The sequence below is a fragment of the Streptomyces cinereoruber genome (assembly GCF_009299385.1).
GTDB classification, from domain to species: Bacteria; Actinomycetota; Actinomycetes; order Streptomycetales; family Streptomycetaceae; genus Streptomyces; species Streptomyces bikiniensis.
This window is the reverse complement of sequence record NZ_CP023693.1, coordinates 3,147,759-3,165,856: the sequence shown is the minus strand read 5'-3', so window position 1 is coordinate 3,165,856 and position 18,098 is coordinate 3,147,759. Positions and strand designations below refer to the sequence as shown.

The following is an 18,098-nucleotide window of genomic DNA, read 5'->3' as shown; positions in this document are numbered from 1 at the left end:
GGCCTCTCACAGCTAGGCGGAGCAAGAGTGGACTAAGTACCGGACTAATCCTAGTCCTGTCAGAAGCCCCCGAACCAGCCGCTTCACCCTCCCGAGTGGCCGGGTTCCTTCGGGCGAGTGACAGTGGCACGTCGTAGGCTGGGGACGCCCGGGCCGAACGCGTCCGGGACCACCCGGCCCGTGCGACGTGTCGGGCCGTTCGCGTTGTCCGCACCTCCAGTTCCGGGATGGAAAGCCCCATGAGCCTGCACGGTCTGCTCGACGCCGTCGTCAAGGACGCCGCCCTCGCCGAGGCGGTGAAGGCCGCCGCCGACGGCAACCGGCCCCACGTGGACCTGGTCGGGCCGGCCGCCGCGCGCCCCTTCGCCGTGGCCGCGCTCGCCCGGGACTCGGGCCGCCCGGTGCTCGCGGTCACCGCGACCGGCCGGGAGGCCGAGGACCTGGCCGCCGCGCTGCGCTCGCTCCTCGACCCCGACACCGTCGCCGAGTACCCCTCCTGGGAGACCCTGCCGCACGAGCGCCTCTCACCCCGCTCCGACACCGTCGGCCGCCGCCTCGCCGTGCTGCGCCGCCTCGCGCACCCGAGGGACGACGACCCGGCGGCCGGCCCGGTCAGCGTGGTCGTCGCGCCCGTCCGCTCGGTCCTCCAGCCGCAGGTCAAGGGCCTGGGAGACCTGGAACCGGTGGCGCTGCGGTCGGGGCAGACGGCCGATCTGAACGAGGTCGTGGAGGGCCTGGCGGCCGCCGCGTACTCCCGGGTGGAGCTGGTCGAGAAGCGCGGCGAGTTCGCCGTGCGCGGCGGCATCCTGGACGTCTTCCCGCCCACCGAGGAGCACCCGCTCCGGATCGAGTTCTGGGGCGACGACGTCGAGGAGATCCGTTACTTCAAGGTGGCCGACCAGCGGTCCCTGGAGGTCGCCGAGCACGGCCTGTGGGCGCCGCCCTGCCGCGAACTGCTGCTCACCGACTCCGTACGGGAGCGGGCGGCGGCCCTCGCCGTGGAGCACCCGGAGCTGGGCGAGCTCCTGAACAAGATCGCGGAGGGGATCGCGGTCGAGGGCATGGAGTCCCTGGCGCCCGTCCTCGTGGACGACATGGAGCTGCTGCTCGACGTGCTGCCCGCAGGCTCCATGGCCGTGGTCTGCGACCCCGAGCGGGTACGGACCCGGGCGGCCGACCTGGTCGCCACCAGCCAGGAGTTCCTCCAGGCCTCCTGGGCGGCGACCGCCGGCGGCGGCGAGGCCCCGATCGACGTCGGCGCCGCCTCCCTGCGGGGCATCGCGGACGTCCGCGAACGGGCCCGCGAGCTGGGCATGCCCTGGTGGTCGGTGTCGCCGTTCGCGGCCGACGAGGCCGACACCGACGGCGACGTCCTCGCCCTCGGCATGCACGCCCCCGAGTCGTACCGGGGCGACACCGCCCGCGCGCTCGCCGACACCAAGGGCTGGCTGGCCGAGGGCTGGCGCACGGTCTACGTGACGGAGGCCCACGGCCCCGCCTCCCGTACGGTCGAGGTCCTGGGCGGCGAGGGCATCGCCGCCCGCCTCGACCCCGACCTCACCGACATCGCGCCCTCGGTCGTCCACGTGGCCTGCGGCTCCATCGACCACGGCTTCGTGGACCCGGGCCTGAAGCTGGCCGTGCTCACCGAGACCGACCTGTCCGGGCAGAAGGCGGCCGGCAAGGACGGGCAGCGGATGCCCGCCAAGCGGCGCAAGACGATCGACCCGCTGACCCTGGAGGCCGGCGACTACATCGTGCACGAGCAGCACGGCGTCGGCCGGTACGTCGAGATGGTCCAGCGGACCGTGCAGGGCGCCACCCGCGAGTACCTGCTCGTGGAGTACGCGCCCGCGAAGCGCGGCCAGCCCGGCGACCGGCTCTACATCCCGACCGACCAGCTGGAGCAGGTCACCAAGTACGTGGGCGGCGAGGCGCCGACCCTGCACCGGCTCGGCGGCGCGGACTGGACGAAGACCAAGGCGCGCGCCAAGAAGGCCGTCAAGGAGATCGCGGCCGACCTGATCAAGCTGTACTCGGCGCGGATGGCGGCCCCCGGCCACGCCTTCGCCCCCGACACCCCCTGGCAGCGCGAGCTGGAGGACGCCTTCCCGTACGCGGAGACGCCCGACCAGCTGTCCACCATCGCCGAGGTGAAGGAGGACATGGAGAAGACCGTCCCCATGGACCGCCTGATCTGCGGCGACGTCGGCTACGGCAAGACGGAGATCGCGGTCCGGGCGGCCTTCAAGGCGGTCCAGGACGGCAAGCAGGTCGCGGTCCTCGTGCCGACGACCCTGCTCGTGCAGCAGCACTTCGGGACCTTCTCCGAGCGGTACTCGCAGTTCCCGGTGAAGGTGCGGGCCCTGTCCCGCTTCCAGTCGGACACCGAGTCCAAGGCGACCCTGGAGGGGCTGCGGGACGGCTCGGTGGACATCGTCATCGGCACCCACCGCCTCTTCTCCTCCGAGACGAAGTTCAAGGACCTCGGCCTGGTCATCGTGGACGAGGAGCAGCGCTTCGGCGTCGAGCACAAGGAGCAGCTGAAGAAGCTCCGGGCCAACGTCGACGTCCTCACCATGTCCGCCACCCCCATCCCCCGTACGCTCGAAATGGCGGTCACCGGCATCCGCGAGATGTCCACGATCACCACCCCGCCGGAGGAGCGGCACCCGGTCCTCACCTTCGTCGGCCCGTACGAGGAGAAGCAGATCGGCGCCGCGATCCGGCGCGAACTCCTGCGCGAGGGCCAGGTCTTCTACATCCACAACCGGGTCGACTCCATCGACCGGGCGGCGGCGCGGCTGCGCGAGATCGTGCCAGAGGCCCGGATCGCGACCGCCCACGGCCAGATGTCGGAGCAGGCCCTGGAGCAGGTCGTGGTCGACTTCTGGGAGAAGAAGTTCGACGTGCTGGTGTCCACGACGATCGTGGAGTCCGGCATCGACATCTCCAACGCCAACACCCTCATCGTGGAGCGCGGCGACAACTTCGGGTTGTCGCAGCTCCACCAGCTGCGCGGCCGGGTCGGCCGGGGTCGCGAGCGGGGGTACGCGTACTTCCTGTACCCGCCGGAGAAGCCGCTGACGGAGACCGCGCACGAACGTCTCGCGACGATCGCCCAGCACACCGAGATGGGCGCGGGCATGTACGTGGCCATGAAGGACCTGGAGATCCGGGGCGCGGGCAACCTGCTGGGCGGCGAGCAGTCCGGCCACATCGCGGGCGTCGGCTTCGACCTGTACGTACGGATGGTCGGCGAGGCGGTCGCGGACTACCGGGCCTCGCTCGAAGGCGGCGCGGAGGAGGAGCCGCCGCTGGAGGTCAAGATCGAGCTGCCGGTCGACGCGCACGTGCCGCACGACTACGCGCCGGGCGAGCGGCTGCGCCTCCAGGCCTACCGGGCGATCGCCTCCGCCAACTCGGAGGAGGACATCAGCGCCGTACGCGAGGAGCTGACCGACCGCTACGGCAAGCTGCCCGAGCCGGTGGAGAACCTGCTCCTGGTGGCGGGGCTGCGGATGCTGGCCCGCGCCTGCGGGGTCGGCGAGATCGTCCTCCAGGGCCCGAACATCCGCTTCGCCCCGGTCGAGCTGCGCGAGTCCCAGGAACTGCGCCTCAAGCGCCTGTACCCGCGCACGGTCATCAAGCCGGCCGTCCACCAGATCCTCGTCCCGCGCCCGACGACGGGCAAGATCGGCGGCAAGCCGGTGGTGGGCCGCGAACTGCTCGCGTGGACGGGGGAGTTCCTGACGACGATCCTGGGGTCGTGACGTAGACGGGTAGTGGCCGGTTCTATAGAACCGACCACTACCCGAGCAGGGCTCAGAGCAGGTCCGGGTCCACCGCCTCCGCCATCGCCCGGTAGCCCGCGTCGTTCGGGTGGAGCCCGTCGCCCGAGTCGTACGCCGGGAGGAAGCGGTCCGGGTCGGCCGGGTCCGCCAGCGCGCGGTCGAAGTCGATCACCGCGTCGTACGCGCCCGAGGTGCGGACCCAGTGGTTGAAGGCGTCCCGCACGGCCTCGTTGGCCGGGGAGTCGTAGCCGGAGCCCTTGACGGGGGTGAGGGTCGCGCCGACGACCCGCAGGCCCCGGGCGCGGGCCTCGCGGATCAGGGCGAGGTGCCCTTCGGCCAGCTGCTCGGCGGAGACCCCGGGGGCGGCCCCGGCGGGGGAGCCGGGCGGGCGGAACCCGATGTCGTTGATGCCTTCGAGGAGGACGACGGTCCGGACGCCGCGCTCGGTGAGGACGTCCTTCCGGAAGCGGTCGAGGGCCTTCTCGCCGGCCCGGGGGCCGTCGCTCAGGACCCGGTTGCCGCTGATGCCGTGGTTGAGGACGGCGCGGGGCCGGCCGGCGGCGGCGAGGCGTTCGGCCAGCTCGTCCGGGTAGCGGCCGTCCGCGTCGGGCGTGGAGCCGACGCCGTCGGTGAGGGAGTCCCCGAAGGCGACGACGCCGTCGCGGCGCCCGGCCTCCCGGCCGCCGGACACCTCGACGCCCGAGAGGAGGTACCAGGAGCCGCCCGTCTCCCGGAAGGCCTCCCCGGACGCGTCGGCGCGGTGGTCGCCGGCGGCGCGGTACGCGGTGGCCGAGGCGACGCGGTGGAAGGTGGCGGGCCCGGTGGCCTCCGCCAGGTGGAGGGTGACGGCCAGCGCGTCGAAGGCCTCGACGGGGAACCGCGCGGCGTCGCTGAGGAGGGTGCCGCCGACCGGGACCGTCGCGGACTCCCGGCCGCCGAAGCGCAGGTGCCGCACGGAGCCGGGCTCGACCGCGCCGCCGCGGGCCGCCCGCGCGACGGTCGCGCCGGCGATCCGCAGCGGGGTGGAGCCGTAACGGTTCGTCAGCTCGATCCGGGTCCGGTCGCCGCCCGCGGTCACCCGGACGACCTGGCGGACCGTGTGGTCCTCGAAGCCCCGCGGCGACCAGCCGGGCGCGGAGGGCGCCTGCGGGGAGGCGGCCCAGGCGCCGCGCCAGACGGAGTCCTGCCGTCCGGTGGCGACGGCGGACGGGGTCGAGGCGAGGGCGACCGCGATGAGCAGGGCCACGGCGGTGCGGCGGAGGGGGTGCGGGGTTCCCATGCCGTCGATGATCACCCGTCCACGCGCCCGTGCCCCTCCTCTTCCCTCTCCGGCCGCTCCCGGGAGTGTCGCTCCGCGAAGAGCAGGCCGGCGAGGGAACGGAAGTACTCCTCCGGGTCCCGGCCGCCCAGCGCGTCCGTCACGTTCCGGGTGAGCAGCAGCGTCGCGAAGCCGTGGGCGAGCGACCAGGCCGCGATGCCGGCCTCGCGCGCGTCGGGGACGTCGGCCAGGCCGGCGACGCCCGCGCGGAGTTCGGCGGAGGCGCGCTCCTTGGCGGCGAGCAGGGCAGGGTCGTCGGCGCGCAGCAGCTCCGGCCGGAACATGACCTGGAAGTGGGCGGGGTGCTCCACCGCGAACCGCACGTACCGCACGCCCCGCTCGCGCAGTTCGGGCGTGCCGGCCAGGGCCCCGGCGAGGAGGTCGTAGCCCTCGGCGGCGACGGCGGTCAGGAGGCCGGTGCGGTCCTTGAAGTGGTGGGCGGGCGCGGCGTGCGAGACGCCCGCGCGGCGGGCGAGGTCCCGCAGGCTCAGCGCCCCGGGGCCCTCGGCGGCGATGACGTCGAGGGCGGCGGCGAGGACGGCCTGCCGCAGGTCGCCGTGGTGGTAGGTGCTCCGGGTCGTCATGGGACCAGCCTAGCCCCCATCTAGTCATTGACAAGTTCACGGGCGGGGCACAATCTTGTCAGTGACAAGACGCAGAGCGACCGTGAGGGAGAAGGCCGTGGAACCCGGACGCGCACGCCAGATGTGGCACCTGCTCGAACCCCTGCACGCCCTGCTCTACTACGCCCCCGAGGCCTTCGAGGAGGCCGCCGCCCTCGGGTACGACACCGGCGAGCGCTGGCCCTCCTACTTCGCCTGGCGGGCCGCGCCCCTCGGCGCCGCCGGGCCGGTCCGCGTGGCCTCCGCCTTCTACAGCTTCAGCCCGGCGACGGTCACCCGGTACGTCCCCGCCGCCCGGCCGGCCGCCGACCCCGCCGACGTGCTCGCCGCCCGGCTCCGGGCCGTCGACCGCACCCACCGGGCCGTCCTCGGCGAGGACGCGGTCGCGGACCCCGGCCTCGCCGAGGCCGCCGCGCTCGCCCGCCGCGCGGCGGAGGCGGCCGGGACCGCCGGCCGCCCGCTCGCCGCCGCCAACGCCGCACTGCCCTGGCCCGACGCCCCGCACCTCGTCCTCTGGCAGGCCGCCACGATCCTGCGCGAGCACCGGGGCGACGGGCACCTCGCCGCCCTCCTGGCCGCCGGGCTCGACCCGGTCGAGTCGCTCGTCTCCTTCGCGGCGGTCGGCGCCGCGCCCGAGGCCGTCTTCGCGAGCCGGGGCTGGTCCGCCGCCGAGTGGTCCGCCGCCCGGGAACGGCTCACCGCCCGGGGGCTCGTGGACGCGGACGGCACGGCCACCGACGCCGGACGGGCCCTGCGGGCCGAGGTCGAGCGGCGCACGGACGAACTGGCCGCCGCCCCCTGGGCCGCCCTCGGCCCCGAGGACACCGACCGGCTCGCCGACCTGCTCGGCGGCCCCTGGCTCGCCGCGATCGGCTCCGGCCTGCTGCCCGCCGAGAACACCCTCGGCATCGGCAAGATGTGACACAACGGTACGAAGCGGTTCTCGTCGTCCGTCCTAGGATCTGAAGGATGCTGACGTACCGAAGGACCCTCGCCACCCCGGCCCTCGTCGCCGCCGCCCTCATAACCGCCGCCTGCTCCCCCGGGACGGACGGCGGCACGGGCGGCAGGACGGCCGCGCCCGGGACGGCGCTCGCCGCCGTGGACACCCTCACCGTCAAGGGCCGCGCCCCCAAGACGGGTTACGACCGGGACGCGTTCGGGCGCGGCTGGGTGGACGTGGACCGCAACGGCTGCGGCACCCGTGAGGACATCCTCAAACGGGACCTGACCGGCGTCCGGTACACGGACGGACACTGCAAGGTCGCCTCCGGCACCCTCGCCTCCGACCCGTACACCGGCACCGCCGTCCCCTACGTCCGGGGCCGCAGCAAGGTCGACATCGACCACGTCGTGGCGCTCTCCGACGCCTGGCAGAAGGGGGCGCAGCAGTGGAACGCGGAGACCAGGCGCCGCTTCGCCAACGACCCGCTGAACCTCCTCGCCGTCGACGCCGCCACCAACCGCCGCAAGTCCGACGGCGACGCCGCGACCTGGCTGCCGCCGAACGGCGCGTACCGCTGCGCGTACGTGGCCCGGCAGGTCGCGGTCAAGAAGAAGTACGGGGTGTGGGTGACGGAGGGCGAGCGGGACGCGATGAAGCGGGTCCTGAACGACTGCCCGCAGCAGAAGCTTCCGTAGGAGGCCGGCCCGGCGGGAAGGTCTGCGGGAAGACCGCGGGAAAAACGGTTGGTCACCGCCGGAACGATCTTTACCCTGCCGTCATGGACCTGAACATATCGACCCTCGCCGAACGCCCCGAACTGGAAGGGCCGATGTGGGACATGCGCCACCTCTGGCCCGAGTTCATGATGCACGACCCGGTGGGCTGGGCGAACATGGGCCAGATCGTGCGGCAGCTCCCCGAGTACGTGCTCGTCGCCACCGACGCCGACGGGAGGTTCGTCGCGCGCGGGTTCAGCGTCCCCTTCCGGATGGACCTGGACGGCCGCCGCGCGCTGCCCGACCGGGGCTGGGACGAGGTGCTGCTCTGGGCCTTCTCGGACCTGAAGCAGGGCCGGGAGCCCGACACGGTCAGCGCCATCGAGATCACGGTCGACAAGGCCTTCCTGGGGCAGGGCGTCTCGCACCGGATGCTGACCGCCCTGCGGGAGAACACGGCCGCGCGCGGCTTCTCCGAGCTGGTCGCCCCGGTCCGCCCCAACGGCAAGCACCTGGAGGCCGGCGCCTCCATCCACGAGTACGCCTTCCGCACCCGCGCGTCCGACGGCCTGCCGCACGACCCGTGGCTCCGCGTCCACGTGCGCGCGGGCGGCACGATCGAGGCGGTGGCCCCGGCGTCGATGACCGTCCCCGGCTCCGTCGACCAGTGGCGGAAGTGGACCGGCCTCCCCTTCGACACGGACGGCCCGGTCGAGGTCGGGGGCGCGCTCGTCCCGGTCCACTGCGAGGCCTCGCGCGGTTACGCGGTCTACGTCGAGCCGAACGTGTGGGTCCGGCACCGGATCTGACGCGCCCGTACCGCCGCGCGTCCGTACCACCGTGAGCCCGTGAGCCCGTGAGCCCGTGCGGTCGCGTGTCCGCGCGGTTGGGTGCACGCGCGTGTGAGGGGGGCCGCTCCCCTCCAGCGGCCCCCCTCACGTGCCCCCCGTCGGGGCCGGCCCCCCCCCGGGTCCGGCCCCGATCGGCCCCTGGACTGTCCCCCCCCGGGCTCAGTCCAGGTCCGCGATGTCCTTCGCCGCCGGGGCCTTCGCCGTGACCGGCTTCCCGTACTGGGCGAAGGTGATCGTCCCCGGCTCGTCGCCGCCCTTCGTGACGATCTTCAGGACGTACGGCGTGCCCTCCGTGGCCACGTACACCGTCCTCGTCACGCCGCCGTCCGGCTCCGTCAGCGCGAGCGCCTTCTGTCCGCCGACGGTGGTCTCCTCGCCCCGGGCGACACCGCTCGCGCCCTTCTCGAAGTCGCCGAGGAGCTCCTTCGCGTCGCACATCGACACGACGTCCTTCGCGTCGGGGTCGGAGGCCGGCGTCTCGACCCAGCGGCCCCTGAGGGTCTTGAGCATGGCCTCCCGCACCTCCGGGGACTCGCCCTCGGCCTGCTCGTTCAGGGACGTCTCGTCGAAGCGCAGGTACACGTTCTTCTTGTCGACCTTGAGCACCTCGGTCGTGGCGGCCGCGCCCGTGGTCAGCGTGCCGACGCACTTCCCCGTGCCGTCGAAGGAGAAGTGGGCCCTCGTCCGCTCGCCCTCGGACGTCGTGTCGGCCTCCACGGTCAGGGACGTCGCCGCGGCCGTCGCCGCGAACGCCTTGTCGGCGATCTCCGACCCGGTCAGCCCGGCGAAGGGCCCGGCGGGCTTCGCCTCCTCCGAGGACGTCGGGGATGCCGGGGACGGGCCGCAGGCGGCGGCACCGGCCGCGACGGCGGCACACAGGAGGGCGGCGACGGCGGCACGGCGGGCGCGGGGGCGGGTGGGGGTGGGGACGGGGGCGCGCATGGTGGTTCTTCTCCGGGAGAGGGGGGTGTGTACGAGAGAGGGTGAGCGTACGGGGAGGGGGTGTGCACGGGGAGGGCGGGGCCCCGGGGGCCCGGTCCTCACGGGTGCCGGCCGGGTCAGCCGAGCTTCAGCTCCCACTGGGAGGCGTTGTAGTCGAAGCCGGGGTTCACCTCGACCGTCAGGTTCTTGGCGTCCTTGGGGACGTCGAAGGCGACGGTGAGGGTGGCCTTCTTGCCGGGCAGGACGGTGCCCTGGAAGCCCGCGCCGACCTTCTCGTCGAAGATCTGCTCGGCCGCGACGCCGTTCGTCCCGGCGCGGCCGGACAGCGTGACGAGGGCGGCGTCGAACTTCTTCTTGCCGCCGTTCTCGATGACGACGGTGACCTGGTACGCCTTGTTGCCCTCGGTGTGCCCGGCCGCGAACTCGCTGGGCTTGTACGCCTTCGGGTCCGAGACCGTGACCTTGAGGTCGTCGTCGTAGACCGAGGTGTCGCCGTCCGCCAGGTTCTTGGCCGCCGGGTCCTTGGGCGCGGTCTCCTTGATGGCCTTGTCGATCTCGTCGACCGCCTCGCTGACGGCCGTGAACGTGATGACCGCGCCGACGACCGAGAGGATCAGGGCCGCGAGGCCGAGGAGCGCGCCGGTGAGCGCCACTCCCTTGTTGTTCGCCTCGCCGCGCTTCACGCGCCCCTTGCCGACGAGCCCGAGGATCAGGGCGATCAGACCCAGGATGCCCGCCAGCCAGAAGAGGAGCGGCACGATGCCGGAGAGCGTGCCGATGATGCCGAGGATCAGGGCGGCGGTGCCGAGGCCGTTGCGCATGACCCGGTGCGGGGCGGCAGGCGGGACCTGGGTGTCGTACGACATGGGTGTGTCCTCCCGGACATTGGAGATGTCTGGTGCGATGGATCAATCACAACAGAGCTTGTGAACCGAGTCAACACGGTTCACGAAAAAGAGGTCGGACCACACTGTGAAGTGGTGCCGTCCCGCCCCGTCGGTAGGATGGGTGTCACACGAGAGTCGCCAGCGGGCCAGCCAGGGGAGACGGGTCAGATGCCGGAGAACGCAGCGGACGCGGGTGCGGCGGAGAAGGACGCGGACGCCTCCGCCACGGAGACCGCCCCCGCCGCAGAAATCGCCCCCGCCACGGAAACCACCTCCGCCACGGGGACCGCCCCCACCGAGGTGACCGCCGCCGGGATCGCCCGGCTCGCCGGGGTCGGCCGGGCCGCCGTCAGCAACTGGCGCCGCCGCCACGCCGACTTCCCCAAACCCGTCGGAGGCACGGAGGCCAGCCCCTCCTTCGCCCTCGCCGACGTCGAGGAATGGCTCCGCGCCCAGGGCAAACTGGCCGAGGTCCCGCTCAAGGAGCGCGTCTGGCAGCAGGTCGCGGGCCACCCGGCCGGCGCCGTCACCGCCCTCGTCCACGCCGGCTGCGCCCTCCTCCTCGTACGGGACCGGTCGGCGGCCTGGCCCTCGCTCGCCGCCCTCCCCGACGAGCGGCTGACGGAGGTGCTGCCGGTCGCCCTGGAGGAGACGCTGACCGAGCGCCTGGGCCCCGGGCGGGCCGTCCTCACCCCCACCTCGGGCGCGCTCGCCGTCTCCCTGCCGCTCCTGCGCGGGGCCGCCGAGCTCGCGGCCGACACCGGCGCCCGCCAGGCCTTCGAGTTCCTGCTCGGACGTCACCTCGACGCCAATCCGCGCCAGTACACGCTCACCCCGCCCGGCCCCGCCGCCCTCATGGCGGCGCTCGCGGCCCCCGCGCCCGCCGGCGAGGGCGCCGCCCCGCTCACCGTCCTCGACCCGGCCTGCGGCACCGGCGGACTGCTCGGCGCGGTCGAGCGCCCCGGCGCCGTCTGCGGCCAGGACGCCGACCCCGACCTCGCCGCGCTCACCGCCCTGCGCCTGGCCCTCGCCGCCGACGCCGACATCCGGGTCAGGTCCGGGGACAGCCTGCGCGCCGACGCCTTCCCGGCGCTCGCGGCCGACGCCGTCCTGTGCCACCCGCCGTTCAACGAGCGCAACTGGGGCCACGAGGAACTGGCCTACGACCCGCGCTGGGAGTACGGCTTCCCGGCCCGTACGGAATCCGAGCTGGCCTGGGTGCAGCACGCCCTGGCCCGCCTCCGCCCCGGCGGCACCGCCGTCCTGCTCATGCCGCCCGCCGCCGCCTCCCGCCGCTCCGGCCGCCGCATCCGCGCCGACCTGCTCCGCCGGGGTGCCCTGCGCGCGGTCGTCGCCCTCCCGGCCGGCGCCGCGCCCCCGTACGGCATCCCGCTCCACCTGTGGGTGCTGCGCAAGCCCGTCCCGGGCGGCCGGCCCCCCGCCGAACTCCTCCTCGTGGACACCGCGTCCGAGCACGCCGGACCGGGCCGGGAGGGCCGCGACCGGCTCGACTGGCCGGCCGTCCGCGCCGCCGTCCTGGACGCCTGGGCGCCCTTCGACCGGGACGGGACCCTCGCCGGGACCCCGGGCGCCAGCCGTTCCGTCCCCGTGATCGAGCTCCTCGACGACGACGTCGACCTCGCGCCCGCCCGCCACCTGCCGCCCCCGGCCGCCGCCGAGGGCGCCGCCCAGCTCGCCGGGGTGCGCGAGCGCCTGACGGAGACCCTGCGCCGCACCCGCGAGCTGACCCCGCCGCCCGTCACCGACCCGCCCGCCACCGGGGCCGGCCGGCCCACCACGACCGTCGGCGAACTGGCCCGCGCCGGGGCCCTGGTGCTGCGCGCGGGCGGCGCGGGCACGGCCCCCGCCTCGGCCCCCGTCGCCGTCCTCACCGACCACGACGTCCTCGCCGCCCAGCCGCCCTCCGGCACGCTGCCCGACGGCCCGCCCGAGGACCCGGTCCTGCTGGCCGCCGGGGACGTCGTCGTCCCGGTCCTCGGCGGCGGGGCGGCCGTCAGGGTCGTGGACGCCACCGCCGAGGGCGCGGCCCTCGGCCGCAACCTCCAGCTCCTGCGCCCCGACCCGGCGGCCCTCGACCCCTGGTTCCTGGCCGGTTTCCTGCGGGCCACCGCCAACACCCGGCAGGCCAGCAGCTACGCCTCCACCGCGACCCGCCTCGACGTCCGCCGCCTCCAGCTGCCCCGCCTGCCCCTGGCCGAACAGCGCCGCTTCGGCGAGCGGTTCCGCGCCCTCGCCGCCTTCGAGGAGTCCCTGCGCCAGGCCTCCCGTCTCGGGGACCAGCTGGTCCAGGGCCTGTACGACGGTCTGGCGGACGGCTCCGTGGCCCCCTGACGGCACCTCCGCTCCTCATCTCTTCGACAACGGTTCCGGGTATCCCGGAACCGTTGTCCGTATGGGTGTATACGCTCGTCCTCGCACCCCATCCGTCCGAGCAGGAGCAGCAGGATGTACGGCCCCACGCAGGTCCCGCAGGTTCCGCGGCCGCCCGGGAGTTCCCTCTCCGGTGGCCGGATCGCGCTGCTCGTCCTCTTCTGTCTCCTCGCACTGTTCAGCTGCGGCTTCCTGTCCTGGGCCCCGCTGATCCGGCTCGCGTGCGTCACCCGCAGGACGCGCGACTGGGTGGTGTGCGGCGTGCTGTTCGCGGTGTCGGCCGGACTGTTCTCGTACGCGGCGGCCACCGGCGACAAGGAGACCGGCACCGCCGAGTCCTTCATCGCGGTCGGCGTGATGGTGTCCCTGGTGGCGGGCTCGATCGCGTACTACCTCTTCGGGGAGATCCGCCACGCGGAGCGGCAGCGCACCGCGCGCGCGTACGGCCCGGTGGGGTACACGTACGGGAGCAACGGCGGCGCCGTGACCGTCCCGCGCGCGGACGTGCGCCCGAACCCGTACATCGGCCCTGCCGCGCACACGCCCGCCACCCACACGCCCACCCCGCACACGCCCGTCGGCCCGGCGCCCGCCGTGCCGGTCGTGTCCGGCCCCGCCACCCCCGTGCCCCAGCCGCCCGGCCCCCGCATCGACCAGGTCCGCGCCGAGCTGGACGAGCTGAGCGACCTCCTGCGCAACAGGGACGCGGGCGAGCCCCGGGACGGCGGCGGCGCCCGGTGAACGGACGGGTCGTCGGCGGGCGTTACGAGCTCGCCACCGTCGTCGGCCAGGGCGGCATGGGCCAGGTCTGGACGGCGTACGACGGACGCCTGGACCGCCGGGTCGCGGTGAAGCTGCTGCGGCCGGCCGGCATGAACGGCCAGGCCTCCTCCGCCGACGAGCTGCGCCGCCGCTTCGTGCGCGAGTGCCGGGTCACCGCGCGCGTGACCCACCCCGGCCTGGTGACCGTGCACGACGCGGGCAGCGAGGGCGAGGACCTGTACCTCGTCATGCAGTACGTGGAGGGCGCGGACCTCGCCGACCACCTCGCCGAGCACGATCCGTACCCGTGGGAGTGGGCGGTGTCCGTGGCCGCGCAGCTCTGCGCGGTGCTCGCCGCCGTGCACGCGGTGCCGATCGTGCACCGCGACCTCAAGCCGCGGAACGTGATGATCCGCCCGGACGGGACGCTGACCGTCCTCGACCTCGGCGTGGCCTCCGTCCTGGACACCGACACCACCCGGCTCACGCACACCGGCTCGCCCATCGGCAGCCCGGCGTACATGGCTCCGGAGCAGGCCATGGGCGGCGCCGTCGGCCCGGCCACCGACCTGTACGCGCTCGGCGTGCTGCTCCACGAACTCCTCAGCGGGAACGTGCCGTTCTCCGGCTCGACCGCGCTCGGCGTGCTGCACCGGCACCTGTACGACCCGCCCACCCCGCTCCGGCAGCTGCGCCCCGAGGTCCCCGAACCGCTGGAGGCGCTGGTCCTCCGGCTCCTCGCCAAGGACCCCCGGGACCGGCCGGACGGCGCGCACGAGGTGTACGAGCACCTGCTGCCGCTGCTGCCCGCGCGCGGGGCCCCGGCGGGCCCGATGGACCCGACCCGGCCGTTCCTGCGCCCGCACGCGCCCTGGCCGGACCGCGCGCAGGCCCCGGCGGACCCGGTGCGCCCCGTCCCGGTCCCGCCCGTCCCCACGCCCCCCGTCCCGGTCCCGCCCCTGCCCACGCACGCGCCGACCCCGGTCCCGGGCCCGGCACCGCAGACCGACCCCCGGGTGTACGCGCAGCCGGGGCCGTTCGCACGGCCGGACGTCGCCGCCGCCGTGGACGAGGTCAAGCGGCTGCTCGCGGAGGGCTCGCTGACCCAGGCCGTGGACGTCCTCGGCGGCATCCTGCCCGCGGCCGAGGCCGAGCACGGGGAGCGGTCGCCCGTCGTCCGCATCCTGCGCAAGCAGTACGCGTCGACGCTGATGGACGACGGCCAGTACCGGCGCGCCCTGCCGGAGCTGCGCCGGCTCGCGGCGGACCGGCAGGCGGAGGCGGGCCCGGCGGACCCCCAGACCCTCCAGTTCCGCTACGACGCGGCGCTGTGCCTGGAGCAGCTGGGGGAGACGGCGGCCGCGCTCGCGGAGTTCCGGTCGGTCCTGCCGTACTACGAGCGGGAGGCCGCCCGGGCCTTCGACATCCGGCAGCGGATCGGACTGCTGCTCCTGGCGGCGGGCGAGCACACGGCCGGCCGGGACCAGCTCCAGCGGCTGCTGTTCGACGCGGAGCGCGCGTACGGCCCGTACCACCCGCTCCCGGCGGAGCTGCGCAGGGCGCTGGACCACCAGCGGATGATGGGCCCGCGTCCCTGAGGGGGGCCTTCGGCAACGGAACGGCGTCCCTGACGGGACGGCAGGATCACGACTCGGCAAATGATCGGCAAGTGGATCTTCGTGATCCTTTTTGCCGTTTTTGGTACATGTAACGTTCGCGTCTGATCATGTCCATACCCGCAAGGAATCCCTCATGACGACGCCGCCCGCGCCCTTCCCCTCCGAGCAGCAGCCCGCCCCCGCGAAGAAGGGTTCCGCGATCCTCAAGAAGATCGGCGGTGTCGTCGTCGCGATCGCCATCGCGATAGGCGTGAAGCTGGGCCTCCCGCACCTCACCGGCGAGGCCCCGGTGCACGCCGAGGCGGGCGAGTGCGTCACGGTCACCGGTCCGGACAACGACCCGAAGGTCGACACCGTCGACTGCTCCTCCGGCAAGGCCGACCTGTTCAAGGTCGTCAAGGTCATCGACGACACCTTCGACGTGAACAAGTGCGGCGAGGAGCTGTCGGCGCTCGCGCAGCAGCTCGACTCGGACAAGTTCGTCCTCTGCCTGGAAGAGGTCGCCGCGAAGTAAGCGCGCGCGTACTCCTCGAAAAGGGCCGGAACCCGTGGCGGGCTCCGGCCCCTTTCGCATTCCGCCCTCGTGTGAGGGCGCGGGTAGCGTGCACCCGGTGGAGAACGAAGAGACCGCGACGAGCGGACCGACGAAGCCCGAGGTCGCCCTCCCGGACGGCGACGCCCCCACCGAGCTGACGACCCGGGACCTCGTCGTCGGGGACGGGGCCGAGGCGAAGCCGGGCGGGGTCGTACGGATCCACTACGTCGGCGTCACCTTCGCCACCGGGAAGGAGTTCGACTCCTCCTGGGAGCGCGACGAGCCCTTCAAGTTCGCCGTGGGCGGTGGCCGGGCCGTCAAGGGCCTGGACCGGGGGATCAGGGGAATGAGGGTCGGCGGCCGGCGCGAGATCGTCGTCCCCCCGCGCCTCGGCTACGGCAAGCAGTCGCCCTCGTCCCTGATCCCGGCCCACTCGACCCTCGTCTTCGTGGTGGACCTGCTCTCCGCCACGACCTGACCCGGCCGGTGGCGGTGGCCTGCGACGTGGTGGGCCGCGATGCGGCGGGAACGCGCGGCCGGTGCGCGCGCTGCTCCACGGGCCCGTACCGGATCGGCGCGCCCTACGACCCGGCCGTGCGCGACGTCCTGTAAGTACCGGGAGAAAGTACCAACCCCACCCCACCTGCTCTGAGGGATCACACCTGGGGGGCGCCGAGCGGCGCGTCACCCGTACGAGCTAACTTGCCCAACTTCGTTGCATAACGGGGAGGTTGTCTGGCATATGCTCGCGGCTACCGAACTGAAAATAGGTCGGCCCCCACCGGGAGCTCTCACCCTCCCTGCAGGGGCCTGGCCATGAGGAAGCCTTAGAGAGAGTCCCTTCCCCGATGGATACCCAGCACCTTAACGCGGGCTGCCCCCGTGCGGGCGTGATCCACGCCAACACCCCCCAGACGAGGCGCTACACCGTCGTCGGCAACCACCTCGCGCAGCACGAGCACCTCTCGCTGACCGCGATCGGACTCGCCGTCCACATCCAGTCGCTGCCCACCGGTTCCCCGGTCGGCATCAAGGAACTCGCCGCCTGCTTCCCGGAGGGCGAGATCCGCATCGCGACGGCCCTCCGCGAGCTGGAGGCCCACGGCTACCTCGCCCGCACGCGCGTCCGCCGGCCCGACGGCCGGATCACGACCCGTACGGTCTCGTACAACCAGCCGCCCGGGGAGACGCCCCGGGACCCGGAGCCGGACCCGGACCCCGATCCCGACCCGGACAAGGCCCCGGTGCCCGCACCGGAGCCCGAGCCGGTACGCCGGGAGGTCCCGGACCTCCCCGAGGGCCCCGCCGCCGAACTGCTCCTCGACCTGCGGCGCCACGACCCGCGCCTGCTGCTGTCGGTGCGGGACGTACGGCACCTGGTGCCGGGCGTCGAGGCGTGGCTCGCGCGGGGCGCCGCCCCGGACGCCGTCCGCCGCACCCTGCTGGCCACGCTGCCGGACGACCTCGACCATCCGGCGGGCCTGCTGTCCTACCGGCTGGCCAACCTGCTCCCGCCGCCGCTGCCCGCAGAGCCGCCCGCCCCGAAGGCGGACCCGATCCAGTTCTGCGACAAGTGCGAGGAGGTCGCCTTCCGGGCCCCGGAACCGGGCCCGTGCCCGCGCTGCCGCGAGGCGGCCGGAACGGCGGCGGCCTGAGCCTCAGGCCCCGCGCTTGACCCCGTCCACGAAGGACGCCCAGGCGTCACCCCCGAAAACGAGCGCGGGCCCGTCGGGGACCTTGCTGTCACGGACGGGGACGAGGGGGAGGCGGTCGGCGACCTCAAGGCACTGGCCGCCGTCGTCGTTGCTGTAGGAGCTCTTGCGCCACGTGACGGTGGTCAGATCGATGGCTCGCACGATGCTTCCTCCAACGTCTTCATGATGAACTTCCTCGAATCGGCCGGGGAAAGGGCCAGATCGCGGACGAAATCGTATCGAATCTGGAGTCGGTCGACGGCGGCCGTTTCCTCGACGACCTGACCGGAGTGAGAGGTCTCCACCCAGGCCACCGTCCGGCCGTCCGTGGGCTTCAGGAACATCACGTCCGTGCCGCCGAGGGGGTGCAACCCGGCTGAGTGGAGCACCACTTGGATGGTCACGTTTCGACGCTCACCGGCGGCGAGAAGGTGTTCCAACTGCTCCTGCCACTGGGCCCGATCCGGTAGCGGCGTGAGAAGCACCGTCTCCGAGAGGATCGTGCGGAACGAGGGGGACTCCTCGCCCTCCAGCAGGGCGCGCCGTCCCAATCGGGCCTCGATCTGCCGGGTCAGTTCGTCACCCTTGAAGCTGCCCCACCCCAGCAAGGTGTGCGCGTACGCCTTCGTCTGGAGCAGGCCGGGCAGCAGGTAGGGCGCGTAATGCCACAGGCTGATCGCTTCGGCCTCCAGTGTCATGTATCGGCGGTACTGCTCCTTGAACTGGGTCGGGTCCCCCAACGCCAGTTCCCACAGCGTCAGTAACAACCCCGGCGTCCCGTAGTATTGGTCCAACGCCCGTACGACCTCCGGGCCGCCCAGCGTCTCCCCGTTCTCCATCTTCGAGAACAGGGACCAGTCCCAGCCCGCGACATCGCCCAGCTTCCGCAGGGTCAGGCCCCGTTCGGCCCGCAGGGACCGCAGTTCCTCCGCGAACCGCTTCCTCGGCTCCTGGCTCCGGCCCGTGACCGCCCGTCTCGCCGGCATGGCGCGCCCTCCCCTTGTGGAAGATGTGGAACTA

General features: G+C 73.7%; 16 protein-coding genes. 10 read left to right on the top strand and 6 right to left on the bottom strand.

Annotation, left to right across the window (positions count from 1 at the left end; all coding sequences use genetic code 11):
* The first annotated feature begins 239 nt into the window (after positions 1 to 239).
* Entirely contained in the window at positions 240 to 3,773 is a 3,534-nt protein-coding gene (mfd, locus tag CP977_RS13995) for a transcription-repair coupling factor (protein ID WP_062754908.1), read from the top strand.
* Positions 3,774 to 3,825: 52 nt separating this feature from the next.
* Here the strand turns inward: mfd and CP977_RS13990 are convergent, their stop codons facing one another.
* Positions 3,826 to 5,073 (bottom strand): SGNH/GDSL hydrolase family protein, encoded by a 1,248-nt coding sequence (locus tag CP977_RS13990; RefSeq protein WP_062757051.1) that lies wholly within the window; start codon positions 5,071 to 5,073, stop codon positions 3,826 to 3,828.
* Between the two features lie 11 nt (positions 5,074 to 5,084).
* Positions 5,085 to 5,696 carry a TetR/AcrR family transcriptional regulator gene (locus CP977_RS13985; RefSeq protein WP_062754910.1) on the bottom strand — a complete coding sequence of 204 codons (612 nt, stop codon included), beginning with the start codon at positions 5,694 to 5,696 and terminating at the stop codon, positions 5,085 to 5,087.
* Between the two features lie 121 nt (positions 5,697 to 5,817).
* Here CP977_RS13985 and CP977_RS13980 point away from each other — a divergent pair, with 121 nt between their 5' ends.
* The 3 genes from CP977_RS13980 to CP977_RS13970 all read left to right on the top strand — a co-directional run bounded on the left by CP977_RS13980 (position 5,818) and on the right by CP977_RS13970 (position 8,206).
* Positions 5,818 to 6,657 (top strand): SCO6745 family protein, encoded by an 840-nt coding sequence (locus CP977_RS13980; protein WP_062754912.1) that lies wholly within the window; start codon positions 5,818 to 5,820, stop codon positions 6,655 to 6,657.
* A 47-nt stretch (positions 6,658 to 6,704) separates the two neighbouring features.
* Complete coding sequence (locus CP977_RS13975; RefSeq protein WP_062754915.1) at positions 6,705 to 7,376, top strand: HNH endonuclease family protein; 672 nt, start codon at positions 6,705 to 6,707, stop codon at positions 7,374 to 7,376.
* 83 nt (positions 7,377 to 7,459) lie between these two features.
* On the top strand, positions 7,460 to 8,206 hold the full coding sequence (locus tag CP977_RS13970; protein ID WP_062754917.1) for a hypothetical protein: 747 nt from the start codon (positions 7,460 to 7,462) through the stop codon (positions 8,204 to 8,206).
* Between the two features lie 201 nt (positions 8,207 to 8,407).
* Here the strand turns inward: CP977_RS13970 and CP977_RS13965 are convergent, their stop codons facing one another.
* Positions 8,408 to 9,190, bottom strand: coding sequence for a hypothetical protein (locus CP977_RS13965; protein ID WP_062754919.1), 783 nt, complete (start codon positions 9,188 to 9,190; stop codon positions 8,408 to 8,410).
* Positions 9,191 to 9,306: 116 nt separating this feature from the next.
* On the bottom strand, positions 9,307 to 10,056 hold the full coding sequence (locus CP977_RS13960; protein ID WP_062754921.1) for a DUF4352 domain-containing protein: 750 nt from the start codon (positions 10,054 to 10,056) through the stop codon (positions 9,307 to 9,309).
* Positions 10,057 to 10,377: 321 nt separating this feature from the next.
* On the opposite strand from CP977_RS13960, the gene CP977_RS13950 reads away from it, so the two are divergent.
* The 6 genes from CP977_RS13950 (at position 10,378) to CP977_RS13925 (ending at position 17,039) form a co-directional block, all read left to right on the top strand.
* Positions 10,378 to 12,429: an N-6 DNA methylase gene (locus CP977_RS13950; RefSeq protein ID WP_062757052.1), complete on the top strand. Its 2,052-nt coding sequence runs from the start codon at positions 10,378 to 10,380 to the stop codon at positions 12,427 to 12,429.
* A 114-nt stretch (positions 12,430 to 12,543) separates the two neighbouring features.
* Positions 12,544 to 13,209 (top strand): hypothetical protein, encoded by a 666-nt coding sequence (locus tag CP977_RS13945; protein ID WP_109187161.1) that lies wholly within the window; start codon positions 12,544 to 12,546, stop codon positions 13,207 to 13,209.
* Positions 13,206 to 14,828, top strand: coding sequence for a serine/threonine-protein kinase (locus CP977_RS13940; protein WP_152370195.1), 1,623 nt, complete (start codon positions 13,206 to 13,208; stop codon positions 14,826 to 14,828). Before CP977_RS13945 ends, CP977_RS13940 begins: the two co-directional genes overlap by 4 nt.
* A 154-nt stretch (positions 14,829 to 14,982) precedes the next feature.
* Positions 14,983 to 15,363, top strand: coding sequence for an LppU/SCO3897 family protein (locus CP977_RS13935; RefSeq protein WP_062754929.1), 381 nt, complete (start codon positions 14,983 to 14,985; stop codon positions 15,361 to 15,363).
* A 97-nt stretch (positions 15,364 to 15,460) separates the two neighbouring features.
* Positions 15,461 to 15,862 (top strand): FKBP-type peptidyl-prolyl cis-trans isomerase, encoded by a 402-nt coding sequence (locus CP977_RS13930; RefSeq protein WP_109187159.1) that lies wholly within the window; start codon positions 15,461 to 15,463, stop codon positions 15,860 to 15,862.
* A 370-nt stretch (positions 15,863 to 16,232) separates the two neighbouring features.
* Positions 16,233 to 17,039: a helix-turn-helix domain-containing protein gene (locus CP977_RS13925; RefSeq protein WP_152370194.1), complete on the top strand. Its 807-nt coding sequence runs from the start codon at positions 16,233 to 16,235 to the stop codon at positions 17,037 to 17,039.
* A gap of 3 nt (positions 17,040 to 17,042) precedes the next feature.
* Here CP977_RS13925 and CP977_RS13920 read toward each other — a convergent pair whose 3' ends face one another.
* On the bottom strand, positions 17,043 to 17,240 hold the full coding sequence (locus CP977_RS13920; protein ID WP_152370193.1) for a DUF397 domain-containing protein: 198 nt from the start codon (positions 17,238 to 17,240) through the stop codon (positions 17,043 to 17,045).
* Positions 17,222 to 18,064 carry a helix-turn-helix domain-containing protein gene (locus CP977_RS13915; RefSeq protein ID WP_152370192.1) on the bottom strand — a complete coding sequence of 281 codons (843 nt, stop codon included), beginning with the start codon at positions 18,062 to 18,064 and terminating at the stop codon, positions 17,222 to 17,224. Before CP977_RS13915 ends, CP977_RS13920 begins: the two co-directional genes overlap by 19 nt.
* Between the last annotated feature and the right edge of the window lie 34 nt (positions 18,065 to 18,098).

Coding starts and splice junctions, on each gene's coding strand:
- CP977_RS13960 (WP_062754921.1), bottom strand. CDS start 10,056: ATGTCGTACGACACCCAGGTCCCGCCTGCCGCCCCGCACCGGGTCATG.
- CP977_RS13975 (WP_062754915.1), top strand. CDS start 6,705: ATGCTGACGTACCGAAGGACCCTCGCCACCCCGGCCCTCGTCGCCGCC.
- CP977_RS13965 (WP_062754919.1), bottom strand. CDS start 9,190: ATGCGCGCCCCCGTCCCCACCCCCACCCGCCCCCGCGCCCGCCGTGCC.
- CP977_RS13980 (WP_062754912.1), top strand. CDS start 5,818: ATGTGGCACCTGCTCGAACCCCTGCACGCCCTGCTCTACTACGCCCCC.
- mfd (WP_062754908.1), top strand. CDS start 240: ATGAGCCTGCACGGTCTGCTCGACGCCGTCGTCAAGGACGCCGCCCTC.
- CP977_RS13945 (WP_109187161.1), top strand. CDS start 12,544: ATGTACGGCCCCACGCAGGTCCCGCAGGTTCCGCGGCCGCCCGGGAGT.
- CP977_RS13985 (WP_062754910.1), bottom strand. CDS start 5,696: ATGACGACCCGGAGCACCTACCACCACGGCGACCTGCGGCAGGCCGTC.
- CP977_RS13915 (WP_152370192.1), bottom strand. CDS start 18,064: ATGCCGGCGAGACGGGCGGTCACGGGCCGGAGCCAGGAGCCGAGGAAG.
- CP977_RS13925 (WP_152370194.1), top strand. CDS start 16,233: ATGGATACCCAGCACCTTAACGCGGGCTGCCCCCGTGCGGGCGTGATC.
- CP977_RS13970 (WP_062754917.1), top strand. CDS start 7,460: ATGGACCTGAACATATCGACCCTCGCCGAACGCCCCGAACTGGAAGGG.
- CP977_RS13990 (WP_062757051.1), bottom strand. CDS start 5,073: ATGGGAACCCCGCACCCCCTCCGCCGCACCGCCGTGGCCCTGCTCATC.
- CP977_RS13935 (WP_062754929.1), top strand. CDS start 14,983: ATGACGACGCCGCCCGCGCCCTTCCCCTCCGAGCAGCAGCCCGCCCCC.